Below are 20,292 nucleotides of genomic sequence, written 5' to 3' on the forward strand. Positions count from 1 at the left end.
CGACGCGGGCGTCTCGCGCAAGGCCGCCTGAATACCGTACCACCCGCGAACCTCGCAGATCGACAGAGCGTTCGCCGGTCGAGTCAACGACTTTTACCCGGAGCAATACCACGAGTGCAAAAGACGTCAAGTTCCATGACGGTTCCCGCACGCGCACCGTCAAGGGTGTGAATGTGCTTGCTGACGCCGTGAAGGTCACACTCGGCCCGAAAGGCCCCAACGTGCTGATCGAGCGCAGCTTCGGCGCACCGACCGTCACGAAGGACGGCGTGTCCGTCGCAAAGGAAATCGAGCTGAAGGACCGCTTCGAGAACATGGGCGTGCAGGTGCTCAAACAGGTCGCATCGAAGACGGCCGACGTGGCCGGCGACGGCACGACCACCGCCACGGTGCTCGCGCAGGCGATTGTGCAGGAAGGCATGAAATACGTCGCCGCCGGCATGAATCCGATGGACCTCAAGCGCGGTATCGACAAGGCGGTGAGCGCCGTGCTGGATGAGCTGCGCAAGCTGTCGAAGCCGATTGCGACGAACCGGGAAATCGCAGGTCACATCGATCTCCGCGAACGCGGATGAGTCGATCGGCAACATCATTCGCAGGCGATGGAGAAGGTCGGCAAGGAAGGCATGATCACGGTGGAAGACGGCAAGTCGCTCAACAACGAGCTGAATGTCGTCGAGGTCATGCAGTTCGACCGGGGCTATCTGAATCCGTACTTCATCAACGATCCGGAAAAGCAGGCCGCGTATCTCGACGATGCCCTCATCCTGCTGCAAGACAAAAAGATCTCGGCCATCCGCGACCTGCTGCCCATTCTCGAAGCTGCGGCGAAAGCCAGCAAGCCGCTGCTGATCGTCGCCGAGGACATCGAAGGCGAGGCGCTTGCGACGCTCGTCGTCAACTCGATGCGCGGCAACCTCAAAGTGGCGGCCGTCAAGGCGCCCGGCTTCGGCGACCGCCGCAAGGCCATGCTCGAGGACATCGCGATGCTTACGGGCGCTACGGTGATTTCCCAGGAGACCGGCAAGCAGCTGGAGAAGGCGACGCTGGAAGACCTCGGCCGGGCGAAGCGTGTCGAGGTGTGCAAGGACGACACGATCATCATCGACGGTGCCGGCGACGCCGAGCGCATCAAGGCGCGCGTGAAGGCAATTCGTACGCAGATCGACGAAGCGACGAGCGACTATGATCGCGAGAAGCTGCAGGAACGCGTCGCGAAACTCGCGGGTGGCGTCGCGGTGATCAAGGTCGGTGCGGCGACCGAGGTCGAGACGAAGGAAAAAAGACCGTGTCGACGACGCGCTGCATGCGACGCGAGCAGCCGTCGCGGAAGGCATCGTGGCGGGCGGCGGCGTGGCACTCCTGCGTGCACGCGCTGCGGTGTCGGACCTCAGGGGCGTCAATGCGGACCAGGACGCCGGTGTCCGCATTGTGCTGCGCGCGCTGGAAGCCCCGCTGCGCGTGATTGCCGCCAACGCCGGCGACCAGCCGTCGGTCGTGATCGCGAAAGTGCTCGAAGGCAAAGCGAACTTCGGCTACAACGCTGCCACCGGCGACTATGGCGACCTAGTCGAGGCGGGCGTCGTCGATCCGACCAGGGTCATGCGTACAGCGCTGCAGGATGCAGCGTCGATCGCGGGGGCTGGTCCTGACGACGGACGCCACGGTTGCAGAGGCGCCGAAGGAAGAGGCGCCTGCAAAGGCGCCCGCGCCCGAGCTAGGCTACTGACCAACGCAGTTGCCATTCGCCGGCCGACTTTTCGACCGACCTTTCGGCCGGCGTGGCTCCGGTTCGGCACCGCGCGTTTGTCCCTGCGAGCGGTGCTGCTTTTTGCGGCGCGCGCCGTCGCAACGCAATGCGCCCGCCGGTCATCCGGAAAGGCTGAAGGTCATCATGAAGCTTACACTGACGATCGAATCGAAGCCGCTGGACGTCGAGATCGACCATGTCGTCGCCGGCCTGCTGGCAGGTCGCCTCAATCTTTCTTCGGACACGAACCAGCGCGAGGCACTCGTCCGTCCGTTACCTAAGTGAGGCAGACGGCCCGTGGACCCTTGACGACGACCATATGCGCAGGCGTGTCCTGCGCCGGCTGATCATGGATATCGCTGACCCCGCGCTGGTGATCCGCTATCTAATGGCCGATCAGCCGGAGTAGGTGCATGTAGGCCTCGTGAAGTTGGCCACCTTCGAATACCTGAAGACAGCCCCATCCTTCTGCTGAACAACTGACGAGACCTCAGGCGTAACGCGTACCGGCGAAGGCTTTTCGATCGAGCAGAGCGACTTGTGGAACGCCGCGATATCGCGATATCGCCGTCTTCGTCCTAAGGCTCTGGCAAGCACATGCAGGCGACTACGCGAAACTCGTACGCGAGGCGTCCCCAATGCGGTGTCAAACACTAGGGCGCGCCAGTCCTTGATTCGAGGATAGCGTCCGCAGTAGCATTCCCCCGACTTTGTTCCACTCCCCGAAATGATGCGCGATGCTCGTGCTTTTGCAGTTCAACAGACACAGCCGACAATGACCACGCTCCCGCGCGCCATCCTCCTTTCACACCATGACCCATCGAAGTTCGATAAAGATAAAAACCGAGACCGGCTTGTCGTCCGGTCCCGCACGCCGAACGTGGCGTGGGTCGCGCCGCTACGCCGATACGGCACTTAGAGAATAAGAAGGCGACCGATTTGCGTTCGACGCACGACCCAGACGGCTTGGATTTCGGGAGCGTGATATCACCGCTGACTGCGCAGATCAAGACGGCCGTGCGGCGACGCGTACCAAGCTCGAGAGCCAAGTGCGCGAGATCGCGATCACGCTTGTGGGCAGCGAGCGGCAAATGCGGAAAGGGCGCCAGTGCACGCACGGCTTCATACGCAATCAGTTCGGGTCCATCTTACGAAGGAGGGCAAATCCATGACCCTTCAAGCTGTTCGCGGCCTCAGAGCAAAATGAAAGTGTCACCCATTGAAAGGTCGAGGTAAACGGCCAAATTGTGCCCCAGGCGCATTGTCTTGCGTCTTCGTAAAGCGGTCTCGGCCACATCGCGCGCCGCGAAACCTGGTGACGCGTCCGGATTTTCGTTCTGTCTGGGTGCGGAACTGATCCGTACCGGTCACCCATCGGGATCAAGGCAAGCGCCGCCGAATTGACGACGTTTGCCCCTGGCTCATATCGAACTCCGAGAAATAGACCAAAAAGCAGCGCAGCGTCGAATCTGGCGATTGATCAGTCGCGCCGCTTACATATCCGGTGCGAAAACGCGAGTGGCGTTGTCGTCGCCGACGCCGTTTGATCCTGATGTCGAAATTTACGCGGCCCCGACTCACCGGTGGAATGTTTCCGCACTCAAGTCCCTCCCTCTTTCTTGGCCGACCCGTGCATCGCCGCGATGAGCGCATGCAACTGCTCGATTGTGAACGGCTTGCGCAGCGACGCACATTCGAACCCGGCTTCTTCGGGCGTCGGTGCATCTCGGCCCGACGCAAAGACGATCCGGATGCTCGGATCACGCTCGATCGCAGCTCTGGCCAACTCAATGCCCGACCGACCTGGCAAGACGATGTCCGTGAGCAGCACATCAGTCTTCGCCGTCGTGAGGGCACGCATCGCTGCGTCTGCATCAGCAGCCTGGCGCACGTCATAGCCTATGCTGGTCAACAGTTCACTGACAGCCTCCCGCGAGCTATCGTCATCGTCCACGACGAGTATCGCCAAGTTTGCTGGTGCGTAAGACGGCTCGGAGGGCGACGAGTGTGCGGACGCTGATCCGAGGGGCGGATGTACATCCGCCGTGCGGACGGGCCCGAGCATCCGGCGGATCTTGGACGCAAGCTGCTCGCGGCTATAGGGCTTGCTCAGCAGATGCACGCCTTCGTCCAATCGGCCGTCATGCACGATGGCGTTCTGGGTATAGCCCGACGTAAACAGAACCTTCAAATGCGGCAGCATCCTGGTCGCCAGCTTTGCGAGTTCGGTGCTGCGCATCGTGCCTGGCATTACCACGTCGGTAAACAGAAGATCGATGTGGATACCGCTTTGCACGATCACGAGCGCGCTCTGCGCGTCGTCTGCCTTCAGTACGGTATAACCAAATTGCCTGAGCGTTTCGACCACAGTCGCCTGAACGCGTCTGTCGTCCTCAACGACGAGAATGGTTTCAGATCCGCCCGTGAGCGCGACCGGCTGCCTGGGTTCGAAGTCAATGGCTTTCTCCATCGAGCGGGGTAGGTAGATTTTTACGGTGGTCCCGTGTCCAGGTTCGCTATAGATTCTGACGTGACCTCCGCTCTGTTTGATGAAGCCATACGCCATGCTCAGGCCCAGACCCGTGCCCTGCCCTTCGGGCTTGGTCGTGAAAAACGGCTCAAATGCGCGCTCGAGGACATCGCGCGTCATGCCCGTCCCGGTGTCGGAAATGGCAAGCAGCACATATTGCCCCTCGTGAACGTCGGCGGCCAGCGCACTGTAATGCGCATCGAGCATCGCATTTGAAAGCTCGAGCGTCAGCTTGCCGCCTTCAGGCATCGCGTCGCGCGCATTGATGGCCAGGTTTAACACCACGTTTTCGAGGTGGTTCGGGTCGACCAGCGTGTTCCACAGCCCGCCGGCAATGACGGTTTCGACGTCAATCACCTCGCCCAATGCTCGTCGGAGCAGGTCGTCCATGCTCCGCAACATCACAGCCAGGTTTACGACCATGGGCTGCAGTGCCTGGCGGCGTCCAAACGCGAGCAGTTGGGAGGCAAGGTTGGCCCCGTGCTCGACTGCATCAATCGCCTTGTGCAGGCGTTCTCTGCTCCAGGCATCCCGGCCATGGCGGCCTTCGAGCAACTCCAGATTGCCGCGTAACACCTGCAGCACATTGTTGAAATCGTGTGCGACGCCGCCCGTCAGCTTGCCAAGCGCCTCCATCTTCTGTGACTGAAGCAGCGCTGCACGGGTCTTTTCCAGTTGTTCGTGAGCAGTCTTGCGTTCCGTAATGTCGCGGGTGATCTTGGCGAACCCTACAAGGGTGCCTTTTTCGTCGCGAATTGCGTCGATCACGACGTTGGCCCAAAACCGGCTGCCATCTTTCCTGACCCGCCAGCCCTCGGTCTCAAACCGTCCTTCCGTTGCGGCTGTATGAAGGCCGCGTTCCGGCAGACCTTGAGCGGCGTCTTCCGCCGTGTAGAACCGCCTGAAATGCGTTCCCACCACTTCGTGGGCCTCGTAGCCCTTGATGCGCGCTGCGCCCAGGTTCCAATTCGTCACCAGTCCGTCCGGGGACAGCATGAAGATCGCGTAATCGGTTACCCCTTGCACCAGCAACCGAAACCGCCGCTCACTTTCGATCACGGCTTCATGGGCCATGCGTTTATCGGTTGTGTCACGCACGATTTTGCCGAAGCCAATGAACGTGCCGTCGGCCGTATTAAGCGGTGTGATGTGAACACTGGCCCAGAACGTCGAGCCATCCTTGCGTACGCGCCACCCTTCCAAATCATATTGGCCGTGCGCTCGCGCTGCGCGCAGCGCCGCGTTCGGAACGTCTTTGCCCCGGTCTTCATCCGTGTAAAAGATGGAAAAGTGCCGGCCAAGAATCTCATTGGCTTCGTAGCCCTTGATGCGCCGCGCGCCCGGGTTCCAGCTGGCAACCTCGCCGCGTTCGGTCAGCCTGAAGATTGCGTACTCCGATACGCGCGCGACCAACAGCGGTTGCCACGTTGAATCGATGTCGTCATCGTCCCTCTGCATTACACCCCTCGTTGACTATCAACGCTCCGAATCGTCTTCGAAACTGCCCGACTCCCGCGCCCCGGAGCGCTAGCGCCTGGGCATTCCACATCACCAACATTGTGCCTTAGCCGGCCTTAATCATGAGCCGGTGGCACGCACCAGGGCGTCAGCCACCGGTGAACCAGCCGTTACCTAATATCCGCCACAGATCGACCCGGTGAAGCGATTAACAGGAGAATTTACAAGCGCCAAAGGCCGCCTGAGGTCGCCCTCACCTAAACTGCGACGGATTTTCGCTGCTCGAACCGCCACCCGGGTGTTCCGTATCTCGCCCATTTTGAAAGCGGGGCACGATAGCGGCAGGCACGCTCCGCAGATCAGAGCGCGCGCCGGCCAGATAGGCGGGGTCGAGCGCGACCGACTGCCGCCCCCATCGATTGCAAAGCCACCGGTTCACCCAGCGTGGTCAACCCCTCGCTTTTCAGTCGACGGGCCACGCGCGGACGCAATGCGGCAATCGCGCGCATTTATCACGATCAGGATCCGCATGCGGCCACGCCCGGCCGATGGAGCGGCGCCTCACGACGATGCTCGACACGCTGGTGGCGCTCGCGCTGGCTCACGGCTCGACCGCGCTCGCCGATCACTTGCGCGCGTCGACCCGCCACCACGGCTGTGCAAAACTCGCCGCGGCGACGTTCCGCATGGTCACCGAAGCGTCCCAGCTGGCGGCGCTGCCGCCCGCATCCCGACCACCGGTCAGCGCGTGGAGGGGATGCGCCGCACATAGGCGCGCAGCACCGGTAAGTCGTTGGTCGTGTAGGCGCCCTCAAGGGTCAGCTTCCTCTGGGGCGGGCTTCTCTGCAGTGAGCTTTTCCGGGGGAGCGCTGCGGGAGAGCTCAGCCATCGTGACCTTCCCCGTGCAGGTCAGTCGGCGACTTAGGTGGCATCCTAGGTTGGTTAAACTCCGCCCGATAGAGCCGACCCGATGAGCCTTCTATTCGTGATCAAGCCGTGGCAGGTCGGCGAGCTTTCGGCCCGCATCGGAATCAGCGACCACCGTTTCGATGCCTTCGCGTGCGGCCTCGTCGACGACGCGGCGGACTTCCGGACCCGCGACGCGCTGTCCATCCAGCGGAAAGACTGTTACGACGGTGTCGCCCTTAGCCAGTGCGTCGACCACGTCGATTACAGGCGATGCGTGCGGAGCGACCTCAAATTGCTCTCCGTTTACGGACACTTGCCCCCAAAGCACGTGTGTGACCCTCTCCGAATTCCCGTCCATCCGAACCGCCGTTATTGCGTGCACAGCCATCGCTTTTCCCCCTTGTCGGGGGAAATCCTAGCACGAGCGCGATGGTCCGCCATCTCGGAACCTACCGATACCGCGAGCCGGCGACGGACCCTTTCGCCGACCTTGCGCGGACGGTGTCCTCATGCTGAACCCGAGCGCGGTCAACACCGGTTGCGAAGACCCAACTGCTTGGGACTCCAGACGTGAAACCGGTGCGTCCATTTCGAGCGCTGAATGGAGATCGGGTGAAAGGACAACCGAGGCGCAGGATCGACCAGTCGAACGTCGGCTACCACCCCGCGAAGTTTCAGAATTACATCCATTCATCGACAAGGTCCACGTTTAGTTTGTACTTCGGAAAAGTAAAGTTGAAACACTGGCGGATTGGCTTACCACAGCACGGGGCTGTCTTTGGGGGCGGATGAAACAACATCACTTCGCGGGACGGCAACTCCGCGTCTCTTCGCGATTCGCAGTCGCAATGCGCTCCCAGGCCTGTAGCTATTCGCGACGTGCCCATCCAACTTGCTGCAGCGCTCAAGTTTCGCCCGCCTACCGGTAAGAGAACCGGGTTCGTCAGCCGCGCATTTCTGATACGCCTCTTGGCAGTCCCGCGCGCATCTTTGTCGTTCCGCCTCATTATCAGGTTCGTTCTTACGACCGGAAGAAGTGCATTGACATCGCGCCAATGCGGAATTGCACGCGCTCGTCTGGACGAAAACGCAGCGCTGATCGACTTTCGCGTAGGCGTAAAGACGCTCGCGCCTATTGCTAATAATATCAGGTTGATCAGGATTAGCATGTGTCGCCTCGCCGTCCACCGTATAGCATTTGACCGCATCAGTCGATGCTCAAATCTGCCCGTAAGCACTTAGATCCTTACGCTTTGGATCGTTGACAGAAGCTATACGACAATTTCATGTCGCGTCCAAAAGCTGAATGCCCTTGCGTATAAAGTCGTCTGCTTTGTGCACGGCCTTTTCGAGTTTGCTGTCGGGCTGGAAACGGGCGTCGGGGCGGTGGTGAAAGAGACTGTTGGCAAGCGGTCCGTATAAGCGCTGATGGAAGAGCACGAACAGCAGAGCGACCTTTACACCGCTGTCGGTGAGGCGATAAGCATCGTGACTTCGATAAGCGATTCGCCCAATTAAGAGCACACCCGCACCGGTCCAATGTGCAAAAACTAACTTTCTGGCGCTGCGCACTGGTCGCCGCACGTCGTCGTCAGGTCCGGTGGCGAGTGCCGCTCCGCTGCCGTACGAAGAGCGAGGGGCTCTCCCGTGTTCGACCGGTGGCTGATGTTGATAACCGAGTCCGCCAGCACTGAGCGCTATGATAGCGCCGACAGCCAGCGCGGCCACGGCGAACCAGTTTGCGCGAGCGGCGGCACGCGCCGCGGTGTCCGCCGGCTGCCGAGCTTCAGCTTCGGCTTGTGGACTGGATGCCGCAGCGGTGATTGAAGCGACAGCATTGCGAGCGTTGTTCCGTCAGAGAATTTATCGCATCGCTTCCTGTTTTCGACCGTCCGGCATCCGCCCACACGGCGGCGTCAGCCGACGCGACGTTCGGGTGGGATAAAGGACTAAAGGCATCACAAGTCTTCGATTTCGTCCTCGTCATCGGACGGTTCGACATACTCAATATTGTTTTCAAGAATCTCGACTCGGATTTCCTCAGCTTCGTCCTCGATTTCGAGGTTGTTAGGCGGCGTAGCTACTACGCGGAAGTCATAGCCCAAAGCGCTTGCGTACGCGACGAATTCGCCTTCTTCCTCTTCGCCCAGAACATCATCGTCGAGCATAGAACGCCTTTCCTGTTGGAAGTCTTTTGCCGTTAAAACGAGACGCTCTTCCTCGTGGGTTTCCACATCGACGACTAAAAACTCGGCGTTACCGGAAAGTTCAAGCATGGCGACCTCCGCAAGTTTTCGACATCTCGGACTCTGGCTCTCGACGAGAGTTTCCGGCTCGTCGTTGACGGACGTGAGAAGGATTTTCTCTTGTCTTCCTGTGCGGTCGACATCAAACGGCGCGTTGCGCCAGCCAGCGGCGAGGATGATTCCCGACAATTGCGAACGGGAGCCGAATCATCATGTCTTGAGCCGGGCAGTCCCTGCGTTGAAGGCCGCCCGGCCTGCTACCGCAGCGATTATAGAAGTGGGTCGCGGCTGCCGGTGACGGGGTTGGTTCCTGTCAACGGGTCGCTGCTTCCCGTCAGCGGGTCTGATGCGGTCGACCAATAAGGCCGACGATTATAGTAATGATGCATGGAGGTTCCCCAGCTAGCGTCAGCCATCGACGGCCAGTGGTCTTTGTCAAAGCCGGGCTCACTCTTGATGCGGTCGGCCGTTATATCAACCCTAAACACTTTCTGGTCCGTGTCGAGCGTCGAGGCATTCCAAGGAATCGCCCTCAGCGTGTCGCCCATGCCGAGAAAGCCTCCGCTCGAAAGAACTGCGTACGCGACCCGTCCACTGCGCACGTCAAGCATAATGTCTTTAATTTTCCCGACGTCCTCGCCGTCCGACGTAATAACCGTTGTGCTGTCGAGCGTGGACGCCGCCATTACGTCGGGTCCCGGGCCTTCGCCCACGCCGCTGCCCACAATCTTTGCGCCGCCCTGCTCAGCAGCAGAGCCGGTCAAATTGCCCGTCGTCATAATAGTCGCCTCCCAAGGGCTCGCCCGCTCTTCCTTGCTTTACAAGGCTGATCATGCCCCGGCGTCTGGCGGGCAAGCGGCGCAGGGTGCTGCCGTATGCGCAATGCGCATGCCGCGATTTTCTCTTATGCAAACGGCGCCGAATGCGTTTGGACTTTGAGACAAATGTCTAAGACGGCTCCGACTACGACGGACGGAGCTGCCGTAGCACCAAACCGAGCCTCAGACTCTGCCGTGCACCGACGACCCGCGCAGAACGTCTGTCCCGTCATTGAACACAACGGCAATGAAGCATCGGACCTGCACGTCGCATACGACGGTCGAAGTCACCAAACGCGTTCGGCCTGACGATTAACCAGGGTCCTCAACGCGGACGGACGGCATGCCATGGCGTGTTAAGCCGCTCCCCACCCCGGGCGTCTTTGTCCATTGCGCCGTGATATCGGCGCTTGCCTTGATAGGCCCATTGGCGTTAGCCAGTGCTACTGACCGTTAGCAGCAAGAGCTTCCCGGCGTTCTTGTCGTCAGGCTGCGCAAGGGCCGGAGGAAAATTCCTATCGCAATCTCCCTCGCAAGATTTCGAGTCAGGCGCTCCCCGAATGCGGGCAGCGTCGACAACAGAATGCCAAGAAGGAGGCTTACCTAGGCCGGTTTAATATTTGCGGCTTGCTTGCCCTTCGGTCCCATCTTCACATCAAAAATAACCTTCTGATTCTCCTGCAGCGACTTGAATCCCTCAGCCCTGATTTCAGAAAAGTGCGCGAACAGGTCTTCGCCACCGTCATCTGGACTGATAAAGCCGAAGCCCTTCGCATCGTTGAACCATTTCACTGTGCCAGTTGCCATTTGAAACCTCTTCAATGTTGAAAGTCAGCCGCGCTCATGATTGCCGCCCGGTACTGAATTTGGCGACGAATCGATGCGAGCCGCGACCTCAAAGCGTCGGACGCACGGCCCGACGAGACTCGCGTCGAGAAAGGCCTACGCGCGCGTTGCGCACCGTTCGCAAAATGTTCTCGACCACCCCTGACCGAGCGGCTCGTCAGCGTTGCTGTCCGGAACCGTACTCGCATGAACAATGCCTGGGCCGACCTTTCGTATCAGACGTCGTGTCATTTCGATGAATTAAATAGTCGCCGAGAATCTGCGGCGGTTGCCGGTGAGCCGTGTCCGACGCGGGCGAGACCGCGACACGAGTAGTCCGTCAATGAACATGTAGAGATACCTCGGTAGCGCCGATGTCAGCAGTAAATCGCGCGACGATGGGGTCCGCCTGCTGCTCGCGGGTTCCCCAGCACGACCTTTCTAAACCGGGCGCGCGGCTATCCCGCGTTCAAATCAAAACATGCGAGTTAAGAGAGTTCAGAGCGACCCGGCACCCGTGCCCCCTTTCTCTCAAACCGACCTCTGCGCCCGCCCGACAACAATTGCCGGCGGGCATCAGAACGAATACGTGGGGTCGCGCGTCTGCGTAGTTTGTCCAGCCCAGGCATGGGCTCCTTCAACGCTTTTCGATACGATGACGACGCACTTCTCCGGTTCGTCCACTTCGAGCCTCTTCTTGCACGCACGTAACTGGCTTCCCGACGGGACGCTTTCGTCCATTAACCATTAACCTTAACCACAGAGCCGACGACCAGAGGCCCGGCCAGTTCGAAATATTCGGTTGCAGAACTCACAGGCTCATGGTCAACAGCGCGAGCCCTTGCGACGTTGAGACGATGAACGCAGCGAAACCATCCCGCCATCCGATTGCGCCGTCCGATTCCGAACCCAGACGGAGACCACCATGAAAAATCAGAAGGAGCGCTCCCTGCGCTGGCGGGTGGAAAAGTAGTTTGCGCGGTTCCGGGGACGCCCATTCATGGGACCAAAGTCGGTCACGCGGGATGGCGCGGGCGACACTGCGTGCGCGTCAAGACGATGTCATCAGCAGGAGGGCATGCGCTGTTCTTCTTCAAGTGCAATGACGGCAACTGGTCCGCCTTCCCTCCTTACGTGCCCATGCAGAAGGCGACCACCGAGCATTCCCCCGGCCCGGCGACCGCCGTCGCCTTCTAAGACGGCATCCAGTTTTTGGGCTGTGCTGTCGTTGTAAGAGGTGCCCGACAAAATTCTTGTTCCACTCGCGCAGACCCTTGAGTGTCGACGTGGCGCGCACTCCAAGAGAATCGCCAAAGGCGTGCGAGGGTATTTGAATTATTCGCACCTGTCGGATATGCACGCCCCGCCTACCCCTACACCCGGCAACCGACGTGCGTCCCGAAGCGCAGCCGGACTCCGCGCGGACGTCGCACGTGCGCGACCATCTAAGCCATGCATGCGGAAGCCGAACGCACAGAATCGCAGTCAGGCCGTTTCCCGCTTCGCGAGGCGTGGACTTACCGCATAGGGGCCGTCCTGACCTGCTCAAGATTGTCTGGTCGCCGTGTTTGAGGCGGAAGGTCCCACGTGAACGTTGTCTTCGGCAATCTCGAGTGCCTGTTGCGCGGCCTTCATACTAGCTTCAATCGTTGCCCCCGCTGCCTCATTGGCGGCCATGACAACTGATTGCAACGCATTTACAACGGCCTCGCTTCCCGCCGGCGCATTGATGGCGACCGTGTCAACAAACGCTTGCGCGTCGTGCTGCCGCTGCCTGAACCGGGTCTCGGCGCTTGCGGCCAGTTCGGCCTGAGTGCTGAACATGATATTGCGTACGTGCCGCCAGTACGAATGCGCTTCCTCCATAGTGGCTTGCGCCCGCTTTGCCTGCAATGCGAGTAGTTCCAGCGGGTTGTTGGTTGACAGCACCGCACCGGAAATCGCCTGATTTTCGGCGAGGGTCGATTTGACGGCCCGCAGGTTCAGTTCAGTCAGCTTTTCCATGCCACTAAATGCTTTGGTCCAGACATCGTACAGCGCTTCGAAACTGGTTCTCTGCGATGCGACCGCCTCTTTTCCTGAAAGACTGCTCATGGCTACCTCCGTAGATGTGAAGTGGCGAGTGCTTGCCTCGTGAAGCAGCAAAACGCGCTTAAAGAAAGCTGAACCGCACGCCACGCGACAGGAATCGGGGAAAGCAGCAAGAGGTGGTCCTGGTACGTATGCAATGCCTGATTCCCATGCGTTGCATGAGCGGTGCGGGGCATCGCGCCTCGCGACGCTAGTGGGTCGAGCCATGTCGTCTGTGGCAGTTCATCGCGCACCTGAGGCCGTTCACGGTTCAAACTATTCGCGTCGTCCTCATCAGGCCTGAAATAAGTGCACCCAGGCCCGCCACCACCGTCGCTGTCCCGCTCTCGGCATCAGCCGCAATCGTCACGGAAGGCCGGGGTCTGGAGATGCTTCGGTTGGCGGCAGGGAAGTCGTCAAAGAGCGCGTGCGACCAGCGACGCGAGCCCGGCCTTCCGAAGGGCCGACAGTTATCGCACCGGTCGCCGCACGTCGTCGTCGGGTCCGGTGGCGAGTGCCGTTCCGCTGGCGTACGACGACCTCGCGGCTCCGCCGCGTTCGACCGGTGGCCGATGTCGATAACCGAGTCCGCCCGCACCGAGCGCGATGATAGCGCCGACAACCAACGCGGCCACGGAGAACCAGCTTGCGCGAGCAACGGCACGCGCCGCGGTATCCGCCGTCTGCCGAGCATCAGCTTAGGCTTGTGGACTCGATGCCGCAGCGGTGATTGAAGCGACAGCATTGCGGGCCTGTTGGGTCAGAGAATTTATCTCATCGCTTCCTGTTTTCGATTGTCCGACAGCCATCGCTCCCGCCGACGCGACGTTCCCCGCGACGCCCATTGCACCGCCAATCAGTGATGCCATGGCGAACACAACAAACAGAATCATCACCGCCCGTGCCGCCGGTCCATGTAGCCAGCCAAGTACTGGCGCGCAACGGCCGGCGAAATATGCTCCGGCGAATACCGAAACAACAGTTGTCACAATCAACCAGACGCCCGACCCGAAGCCAAACGCCCTAGCGGGGTTCGGCTGGGACAAAGGACTAAGCAGCGAAGCTCCGATTGCCGTACCGAGGACGCTCATCACCAGGTACAAAACGAGCGATAGAACGACGCCCGTCAACACCGCGCCCCACCAAACGCGGGGCAACCCGTCTTGCGTTGCTAAAAAGTCGCAGGGCACCACTCCGGTTCAATTGGCTGTCTCACAAAGTAGCCGGAGGTGCGGGGCACCCGAGTAGTGCGCAAGCGCCGTTCCACCGCTACATGCAAGGCCACTACGGCTTGCGCACAATTCACCCAGGGCGGCCTTCTCGTCGGCGAATATGCACAGGACTTTTAACAAACCTTTTCATCATATCTCCGCATGGACGGCCCATGATGTTAGCTTGGTCATTGTGCAAGTTAAGAGGCAAGCCTTCGGCAGCCGAGAATGACCGTCCATTCATGGCGCAACCTGCGCAAGATGACAAACAGGAAAAGGGCATCGACGTAAGTGCTAGTAATTCCTTTCCTGCGAGCGACCCTTCGTCGACACGCAGGATGAGAATGACTGATACGGACGACAACGCCCGAGCCCGGTGAGGGAGTCGCTCGAAGATTTGAGCAGCGCTTGATGGCTCATCCATTCACCGCGCGTGGCGCGTCATCAAGTGGGCCTTGAGTATGTGAGGTCTCTGGCGACGCTTGCTTAAACGTACCATGCAGTACATCCGCAAGGTCCTCGAGCGATGGCGGCTTCACGAGATAACAGTCAAACGCTGCAGAACGTTCTATTTCGTCGGTATCAATAGAGCCAGTCAAAGCAACCAAACGCGTCGCCTGGCATTGCTTCTGTTGCCGGAGAAGTCCGGCGAGTTCATGACCATCCATGCCGGGCATGTGAACGTCAATCAGCGCGACATCTGGATTGTACGATTCGACGAGCGACAGCGCTTCCTGTCCGCTCTGCGCGCGTTTTACCTCATGGCCGTCCAATGTCAGAAGCATCGCCAGTGCTTCAGTCGCATCCGCGCTATCGTCAACTAGCAAAATGCGGATGGGTGGTATGCCGTGGGTCGTCGGTGCAGAGTGTTCAACGGTGCTCCGAAGGACGATAGGCATCCGCAGGATAACTTCGGTCCCTCTGCCTTCGCCATCACTATAGACCGACACGTCGCCCTGATGCGCTTGAACGAGATACTTCACAACCGACAGTCCCAGCCCAAGGCCGCCGTCAGCCGCGTTGCGCGCTGAATTTGACTGTGAGAAAAGGTCAAAGACATGTGGCAGATGGTCTCCCGGGACGCCCATACCGTTATCACGAATTGTGATGACGGCCTGCCTCGGCGTTGAGTCATGTTCGGGAATCGTGCTGGGGTCGGGCGCCTTCACGTGCAAACTTATTTCGCCGCCTCTCGGCGTGTACTTGACCGCGTTCCCCAACACATTCGCGATAACTTGCGTCAGCCGCGCTGCGTCTGCAAACACCGTCACCGGATACGGCGGCAACGCCACATGGAGGTGGTGCTGGCGCTGCTCTGTCTCCTCGCTCACCACGGCAATAGCGTCTTTGACAATGTCGCCGAGCAATGTGTAGGTGGGGCGCACAGACAGCTTACCGTGCCGGCTCCTGGCAGCGTCGAGCAAGTCGCCGACGATGCGTTTCAATTGCCGTACCTGGCGATTGGCGATGGCCAGCGCCGACAGCACGGCAGGACTGCCTTCGGCCAATTTCTGCGCCGCCTCCAGCGCACTGTCGATCGGGCCTAGCGGGCCGCGCAGCTCGTGCCCGAGCGTCGCAATGAAATTGTCTTTCGCATCCTCGGCTTCGGCCAATGCGTTTCGCGCAGTTTCAGCCTCCGTGGCACGCGCCTCAGCATTTGCCTTCGCTTCAGCAATGGTCAGTGCAGCACGGGTGAAAGTCGCCAGGCTCGTCAGAATACGGCGATGCTCACCATCGAAGCGATGGTCATCATGGGACATCACCCACAGTGCACCCAAAGGCTCCTGCGCGCCGCAAATCGGAACGACGAGTTCTTCAGTCACGTCCGGACTCACGTGCGCCAGGCAGTCGAAGTGCCGCTTGGGATAACCGAACAACTGCGGCAGACCCAGTGCTATTGCAACACCACCTGGACTGTCGTCGGTCGGAATGACGTGACCCGCCAAGTTCGCACACCGGCCTGCGACAGCGACCCATCGGTAGGCGGAAATCGGGCCGCTCGCCAGTTCGCGTAAGCTGATGCCCGCGCTACCCGCGCCGCACAATTCGAGCGCGGTGTCGACCAGTTTCTGAAGCATCGCGGAATCCGATGCGGCTAACGCCTGAGCCAGCGCATGAAGTGCCTCATTCTCCGCCGCGTAGTCTGGTGAGCGACGCGAGCGAGCATCGAGTTCTGCAGTCGCAAGGGCCCCTGCCCGCTGTAGACGGAGTGGTGGAGGCAGTGTGGAGGACCCGGACATGTTCCCCGCTCCAGTGACGTTGTCGAGCGCAAAATCGAAAACCCTTCATTTTTATAGTTTTTCAAGACGAACCCTCGTGGCTCCGTGGAGCCGACGAATGCCGGCTCCACGGACTCCCGGACTTCATTCGACTCGCTTCTAGCGTACCCTGACGTCGATTCGACGCGGCTTCGCCTCTTCGCGGCGAGGTATCGTCAGTGCCAGCACGCCGTCTTTCAAAGCGGCATCAATGTTCGACGTGTCGAAGTCATTGCTTACGGTAAAGCTTCGCGCGAAGAACGGAGCCCGCAACTCGGCATGGGATAGCCGAAGATTCGGTGGCACAGGGACCATCGACTCCGCCTCGATGGTCAAACTTCCGTCGTGGACCTTGATTTCGAGCTTGTCTTTCGAGACGCCGGGCAGATCCACTCGCATCGTGAGTGCGTGTGGGTCTTCGAAGACATCGACCGCGGGTGTTAGCGTGGCGCGACGACGCGTTTCGTCCGATTGTTCACGTGTCATTGCACCTTCATCGCGCTGCGCGACTTGCGTGTTCTCGTTCATGATTTCGTCTCCCTACTGGACGGCGATTGCACGGGGTTTGGACGTTTCGCGTTTGCCCACCGAATCAGTAGGCAGCCATCATAGCGTGCCTGCACCTTGTCGGGGTCGCCCTGCTGGGGTAGTTCGACACGCGTCGGAAGGAACCGTTGAGGCGCTCCTGCGCATACGGTCGCGCGCCTTCTGGCAACTGCTGCTGAGTGGTCCGCTCCCCGGAAATTGAAAGCAGCTCCTTATCGACACAGACGTCAAGCTTGGCTGGCTCGACCCCTGGGGTGAACGCGACGATTTCTATCGTGTCATCGGTCGTGCCGATGTTGATCAGAGGAAACGTGCCGAACTGACTTGAACGTAGACTTGAAGGGAAGCCGCCAAACAGGCTGGACATCTGGCGTTGCAGCCGGTCCAGTTCGCTGAAGAGGTCGGTCCCAAAGTAGGGGTCACTCATGGTCGCTTTCTCCTCGAGCGGCAAGACGATGGACCGGCATACGCGCTTCAGTCCGGCTGTCCCGTGCCGCGAACGAACAAGGTTGAAACGCGCGGAACCCGCGGCCGAGCGGACCCTAGGCAACTGCTTAAGCGATAATTAGGATAGGGGCCGCAACGTGAGTTTCAAGAGACCGTAGCAAAAATTTTTGCGTGATGCGCGGGCCAACCAACGTTCCGCGCGTCACCACGGGGTTCAAAATCGGTAGCGGCAATTCCATTCCGGAGAGTTTGCGGGGCTAGGCAAGCGTCGACGATTTGTATTCGCTGCAACGGCGTTGAAAAACATTACTCAATGCGCTTTTAGCCAACGTCTTACGAATCATGTATCGGAACCGGCTTCCACGAACAGCGACGGACCCGCGCGCGAGAAGCGTCATCGACGGCGCGTCCGAGGTGCTGCGCCCCTCCCGGTACGGTCGTTGCGCCGCTTCACAAAAAGGAACGTAGCTGGTGGGCGACCGGAATGCACTCCATCCTGCTCGTCGACGACGACGTCGACTCTCTTTCGGCACTAAAATTTGTGTTCGAAGTCCATGACTTCAAAGTCTTCCTGGCTAAGAACGGTGGCATTGCGCTCGCTCATGCAGCAACGCACCGACCCGACCTAGTCGTGACGGATATGGAAATGCCAGAGTTGGATGGCATTGAGCTATGCAAGCGACTAAGGCACCATCCGACGCTCAGGGACGTGCCCGTCATCCTCGTCTCGGGAGCCGTGCCGCCAACTGACGCGCCGGTGCTTTGGGATGCTTTCCTACCGAAGCCGGTCGATTGTTACCAACTCATTGCAGTCATCGAGCAGCTTCCGTTGTTTCGACTCGGGGGAGACGAACGTAACCCCGGCGAACGCTGCAGCGGTGATGATGTTTCCGCTGTGGAGAGGTTCTGACGGCGATGCGCGATAATCCCACACGCGCTGGAAGGCTCTCTATGTCAGCGTTGAGACTTGAAAACGGCGGTCTCGCCCATATCATTCGCGCACCTGTATTGACAGGGAGAACATCGTGGAATTCGATACAGATTGGCGCACACCAGGCAAACACCGCATTCGGCTTCGCTCGATTAAGGGCTTCCCGACGGAATTCGTACCAGCTCGCCGAAGTGACGCGGCTTGCGGTCGATAACAACATGAGCGCGCGGGCGTGCATCGTCGACATCCTCTTCCGCCAAGAAAAGATTTATGACATAACCGTGGGTTCCACCCTGGTGGAGGACCGGATACGCGCGCCGCAACTCGAAGCGGCCATTGCAACGGTGATGGGACTACTGCCCGACCAGGTCAACATATTCGTTCAGACTGTCGCCCAGGAAGAAGTGGACCTGCACTTCGGCGTGTACGAGCGAATGCTGGCCGAGAAATTTGGCGCCGTGCCTCCCATACAGTGACATAAACGCGGTCTTATAAGGCGACCGGAGCGGTATTTCGGTGCATTTATTGACGTGCCGCTCCGCGGTTATTACATTCGATTTCGCTAAGGACATCGTCGGTAACGACGGTCGTGCGACGCTCTCGATGGCGTCGCGTGCGTCGCGCGAAACAACGATAGTGCGTCGCATAGGCTACTTGGTAGAATGTGATGACTGAGCCTGTTGAATCCAAGGCGCTTCGTTTTCGGAGGGCAATTGACCGAACGAGTTCATTGTTCGCCGGAGCGAGGAGCCGTTGGCATACTTCTGGGAGGCAAATCTAACGAAAGTAAAACGGAAATTTGGCCATCAAGGACATGACGGTCCCGACAAGAAAGTTGGATAACGACTGTTGAATTTTCGCGTTATTTGCGCGGGCTCAACAGTTCCAGGACGAACCAGGATTTGATAAGGACAATTGGCCTTCTATGGCAGACGAAACCCGGGGAACCGCGATCCACGCGTACTACCATCGCGGGCCATATTGGGGGCACCGCGTTGGCAGTTCTGCCGGGAATGCGAAGGACGTCTTATAGTGCGAAACAAATAAGGAGCGTGGGGCCCATCGCCTCTGTCATTGACAGACTCTGCTGGGTCAAAAACTGGCCCCATCGCCTACATGGTTGCGCAGGCATTTGGAAGCGCCTTCTGCAGAGCGTCCTTAACCCCTCTTAAGGTCTGGTAAGGACTCTTTAAGGCCGGTTCGGGTCGCCGCCGAGGATTCGGGATCAACGGCCTTGCGTTTCGGCCGGTTCGCATTGATCCGGTTGACGGCTTTCAGCTTCTTAAACGTGAACGCCATTGTTGGAGAAAGTCTATCCCAGCATGATCTTGTCGACGTCACAGCGTCTTGGACGGGGGTTTTGGCCTCGGCTTTCCATCAAGATGGGCCATTGCCCAATTGATAGCAAATAATTTTGCCGCATTAACGGAAGCAAAACGGCCAAGGCCTCGTGAAACTCTTGCATGCCGTCGTCCCCTCGAATTGCGACGCTGGAATTGAAAACCCCGTCTCTTTGGGTAATCACCGGCCTTATAATGGCGCCTTCGTAATACACTTCCATTTTTACCTCGGGTTCTCTCAGGTTTTATTGACCGCTTATTTTGCATATCCAGCCGGTCTTTGAATAGTTCTGAGGAAAGATAGCGAGCGACGCGCGGGGCAGACCGCCTTTCAGCGCCGGCTTTTATCCGTTGCTACGAATTCGCGAGTAAGCGGCGGTTAGGAAGGGCGGTTTCAAATCGAAGTGCAACAAGGGGTTAATGTTTACCGCCTTGAGGTTGGCTTGCTGAGGCGAGCGTGGCGGCGAAGACCTCGAACGGTGAGTGAAATGCGTGAGTTGCGCGCGGCCGGTTGTTCAAGCTGTCGGCGATAGCATCGAGTTCGTCCTGTGTGTAGACCGAGAGGTCGGTTCCTTTGGGCAGATACTGCCGCAGCAACCCGTTGGTGTTTTCACATGTACCGCGTTGCCAGGGGCTATGGGGGTCGCAGAAGTACACGCGCACGCCGGTGGCCGCGGCGAGTTCCTGATGCCGCGCAAGCTCCTTGCCCTGGTCATAGGTGAAGCTCTGGCGCAGGGGTTCAGGAATCGAGTTGAGTTTGGCCGAGAAGCCCGCCAGAGCTGAGGCGGCGGTAGCATCCTCCATCTTGGCAAGCAGCACCAGCCGGCTGGTGCGCTCAACCAGCACGCCAACGGAGGATTGGTTCCCAGCGCCTTTTATGAAGTCGCCTTCCCAGTGGCCAGGCAGCAGGCGGTCCTCGATTTCGGGCGGGCGCACGTGAATACTCACCATGT

General features: G+C 59.5%; 13 protein-coding genes and 4 pseudogenes. 5 read left to right on the forward strand and 12 right to left on the reverse strand.

The genetic code is table 11. From position 1 onward, the window contains the following. The first annotated feature begins 167 nt into the window (after positions 1-167). Positions 168-1,729, forward strand: a pseudogene (gene groL, locus AWB75_RS34205) (chaperonin GroEL). A 165-nt stretch (positions 1,730-1,894) separates the two neighbouring features. Beyond that, positions 1,895-2,159 (forward strand): annotated as a pseudogene (locus AWB75_RS34210) (hypothetical protein). A gap of 1,191 nt (positions 2,160-3,350) precedes the next feature. Here AWB75_RS34210 and AWB75_RS34215 read toward each other — a convergent pair. The 6 genes from AWB75_RS34215 to AWB75_RS34245 all read right to left on the reverse strand — a co-directional run bounded on the left by AWB75_RS34215 (position 3,351) and on the right by AWB75_RS34245 (position 10,518). Beyond that, on the reverse strand, positions 3,351-5,738 hold the full coding sequence (locus AWB75_RS34215; protein WP_061128397.1) for a hybrid sensor histidine kinase/response regulator: 2,388 nt from the start codon (positions 5,736-5,738) through the stop codon (positions 3,351-3,353). Positions 5,739-6,717: 979 nt separating this feature from the next. Then, positions 6,718-6,903 (reverse strand): hypothetical protein, encoded by a 186-nt coding sequence (locus AWB75_RS34225; RefSeq protein ID WP_061128398.1) that lies wholly within the window; start codon positions 6,901-6,903, stop codon positions 6,718-6,720. Positions 6,904-7,931: 1,028 nt separating this feature from the next. Further along, positions 7,932-8,219: a hypothetical protein gene (locus AWB75_RS34230; protein ID WP_143746624.1), complete on the reverse strand. Its 288-nt coding sequence runs from the start codon at positions 8,217-8,219 to the stop codon at positions 7,932-7,934. 386 nt (positions 8,220-8,605) lie between these two features. Further along, positions 8,606-9,082: a hypothetical protein gene (locus tag AWB75_RS34235; protein WP_061128400.1), complete on the reverse strand. Its 477-nt coding sequence runs from the start codon at positions 9,080-9,082 to the stop codon at positions 8,606-8,608. An 80-nt stretch (positions 9,083-9,162) separates the two neighbouring features. Next, positions 9,163-9,672, reverse strand: coding sequence for a PRC-barrel domain-containing protein (locus AWB75_RS34240; protein ID WP_087087155.1), 510 nt, complete (start codon positions 9,670-9,672; stop codon positions 9,163-9,165). 642 nt (positions 9,673-10,314) lie between these two features. Then, positions 10,315-10,518 carry a cold-shock protein gene (locus AWB75_RS34245; RefSeq protein WP_061128401.1) on the reverse strand — a complete coding sequence of 68 codons (204 nt, stop codon included), beginning with the start codon at positions 10,516-10,518 and terminating at the stop codon, positions 10,315-10,317. Positions 10,519-11,595: 1,077 nt separating this feature from the next. Between AWB75_RS34245 and AWB75_RS37870 the strand changes: the two genes are divergently transcribed. Beyond that, the gene (locus AWB75_RS37870; protein WP_159462837.1) at positions 11,596-11,733 is read left to right on the forward strand and encodes a hypothetical protein; all 138 of its coding nucleotides are present in this window, start codon (positions 11,596-11,598) and stop codon (positions 11,731-11,733) included. A gap of 348 nt (positions 11,734-12,081) precedes the next feature. On the opposite strand, the gene phaP is transcribed toward AWB75_RS37870, so the two are convergent. The 5 genes and pseudogenes from phaP to AWB75_RS34270 form a co-directional block, all read right to left on the reverse strand. Then, positions 12,082-12,630, reverse strand: a complete 549-nt coding sequence (phaP, locus tag AWB75_RS34250; protein ID WP_143746626.1) for a TIGR01841 family phasin — start codon at positions 12,628-12,630, stop codon at positions 12,082-12,084. A 674-nt stretch (positions 12,631-13,304) separates the two neighbouring features. Further along, complete coding sequence (locus AWB75_RS39370) at positions 13,305-13,739, reverse strand: hypothetical protein (RefSeq protein WP_327220394.1); 435 nt, start codon at positions 13,737-13,739, stop codon at positions 13,305-13,307. Between the two features lie 494 nt (positions 13,740-14,233). Beyond that, the gene (locus tag AWB75_RS34260; protein WP_235012388.1) at positions 14,234-15,895 is read right to left on the reverse strand and encodes a hybrid sensor histidine kinase/response regulator; all 1,662 of its coding nucleotides are present in this window, start codon (positions 15,893-15,895) and stop codon (positions 14,234-14,236) included. Positions 15,896-16,195: 300 nt separating this feature from the next. After that, positions 16,196-16,603 carry an Hsp20/alpha crystallin family protein gene (locus tag AWB75_RS34265; protein WP_061128402.1) on the reverse strand — a complete coding sequence of 136 codons (408 nt, stop codon included), beginning with the start codon at positions 16,601-16,603 and terminating at the stop codon, positions 16,196-16,198. Between the two features lie 12 nt (positions 16,604-16,615). Beyond that, positions 16,616-17,048: pseudogene (locus AWB75_RS34270) on the reverse strand (Hsp20/alpha crystallin family protein). Between the two features lie 504 nt (positions 17,049-17,552). Between AWB75_RS34270 and AWB75_RS34275 the strand changes: the two are divergent. Together AWB75_RS34275 and AWB75_RS34280 are read left to right on the forward strand one after the other, a co-directional pair. After that, positions 17,553-17,978: a response regulator gene (locus AWB75_RS34275; RefSeq protein WP_061128403.1), complete on the forward strand. Its 426-nt coding sequence runs from the start codon at positions 17,553-17,555 to the stop codon at positions 17,976-17,978. Between the two features lie 115 nt (positions 17,979-18,093). After that, a pseudogene (locus AWB75_RS34280) lies at positions 18,094-18,475 on the forward strand (hypothetical protein). A 1,281-nt stretch (positions 18,476-19,756) separates the two neighbouring features. On the opposite strand, the gene AWB75_RS34295 reads toward AWB75_RS34280, so the two are convergent. Next, positions 19,757-20,292 (reverse strand): IS30 family transposase (locus tag AWB75_RS34295; RefSeq protein ID WP_143746513.1); only part of this gene is annotated, 536 nt, incomplete at its 5' end.

The organism is Caballeronia catudaia, from assembly GCF_001544755.2.
Taxonomy (GTDB): Bacteria; Pseudomonadota; Gammaproteobacteria; order Burkholderiales; family Burkholderiaceae; genus Caballeronia; species Caballeronia catudaia.

What these genes read in the sequence shown, in the direction of transcription:
- AWB75_RS37870 (WP_159462837.1), top strand. Translation starts at nt 11,596, where the DNA reads ATGTCATCAGCAGGAGGGCATGCGCTGTTCTTCTTCAAGTGCAATGAC.
- AWB75_RS34275 (WP_061128403.1), top strand. Translation starts at nt 17,553, where the DNA reads ATGCACTCCATCCTGCTCGTCGACGACGACGTCGACTCTCTTTCGGCA.
- AWB75_RS34245 (WP_061128401.1), bottom strand. Translation starts at nt 10,518, where the DNA reads ATGGCAACTGGCACAGTGAAATGGTTCAACGATGCGAAGGGCTTCGGC.
- AWB75_RS34265 (WP_061128402.1), bottom strand. Translation starts at nt 16,603, where the DNA reads ATGAACGAGAACACGCAAGTCGCGCAGCGCGATGAAGGTGCAATGACA.
- AWB75_RS34215 (WP_061128397.1), bottom strand. Translation starts at nt 5,738, where the DNA reads ATGCAGAGGGACGATGACGACATCGATTCAACGTGGCAACCGCTGTTG.
- phaP (WP_143746626.1), bottom strand. Translation starts at nt 12,630, where the DNA reads ATGAGCAGTCTTTCAGGAAAAGAGGCGGTCGCATCGCAGAGAACCAGT.
- AWB75_RS34260 (WP_235012388.1), bottom strand. Translation starts at nt 15,895, where the DNA reads ATGCTTCAGAAACTGGTCGACACCGCGCTCGAATTGTGCGGCGCGGGT.
- AWB75_RS34240 (WP_087087155.1), bottom strand. Translation starts at nt 9,672, where the DNA reads ATGACGACGGGCAATTTGACCGGCTCTGCTGCTGAGCAGGGCGGCGCA.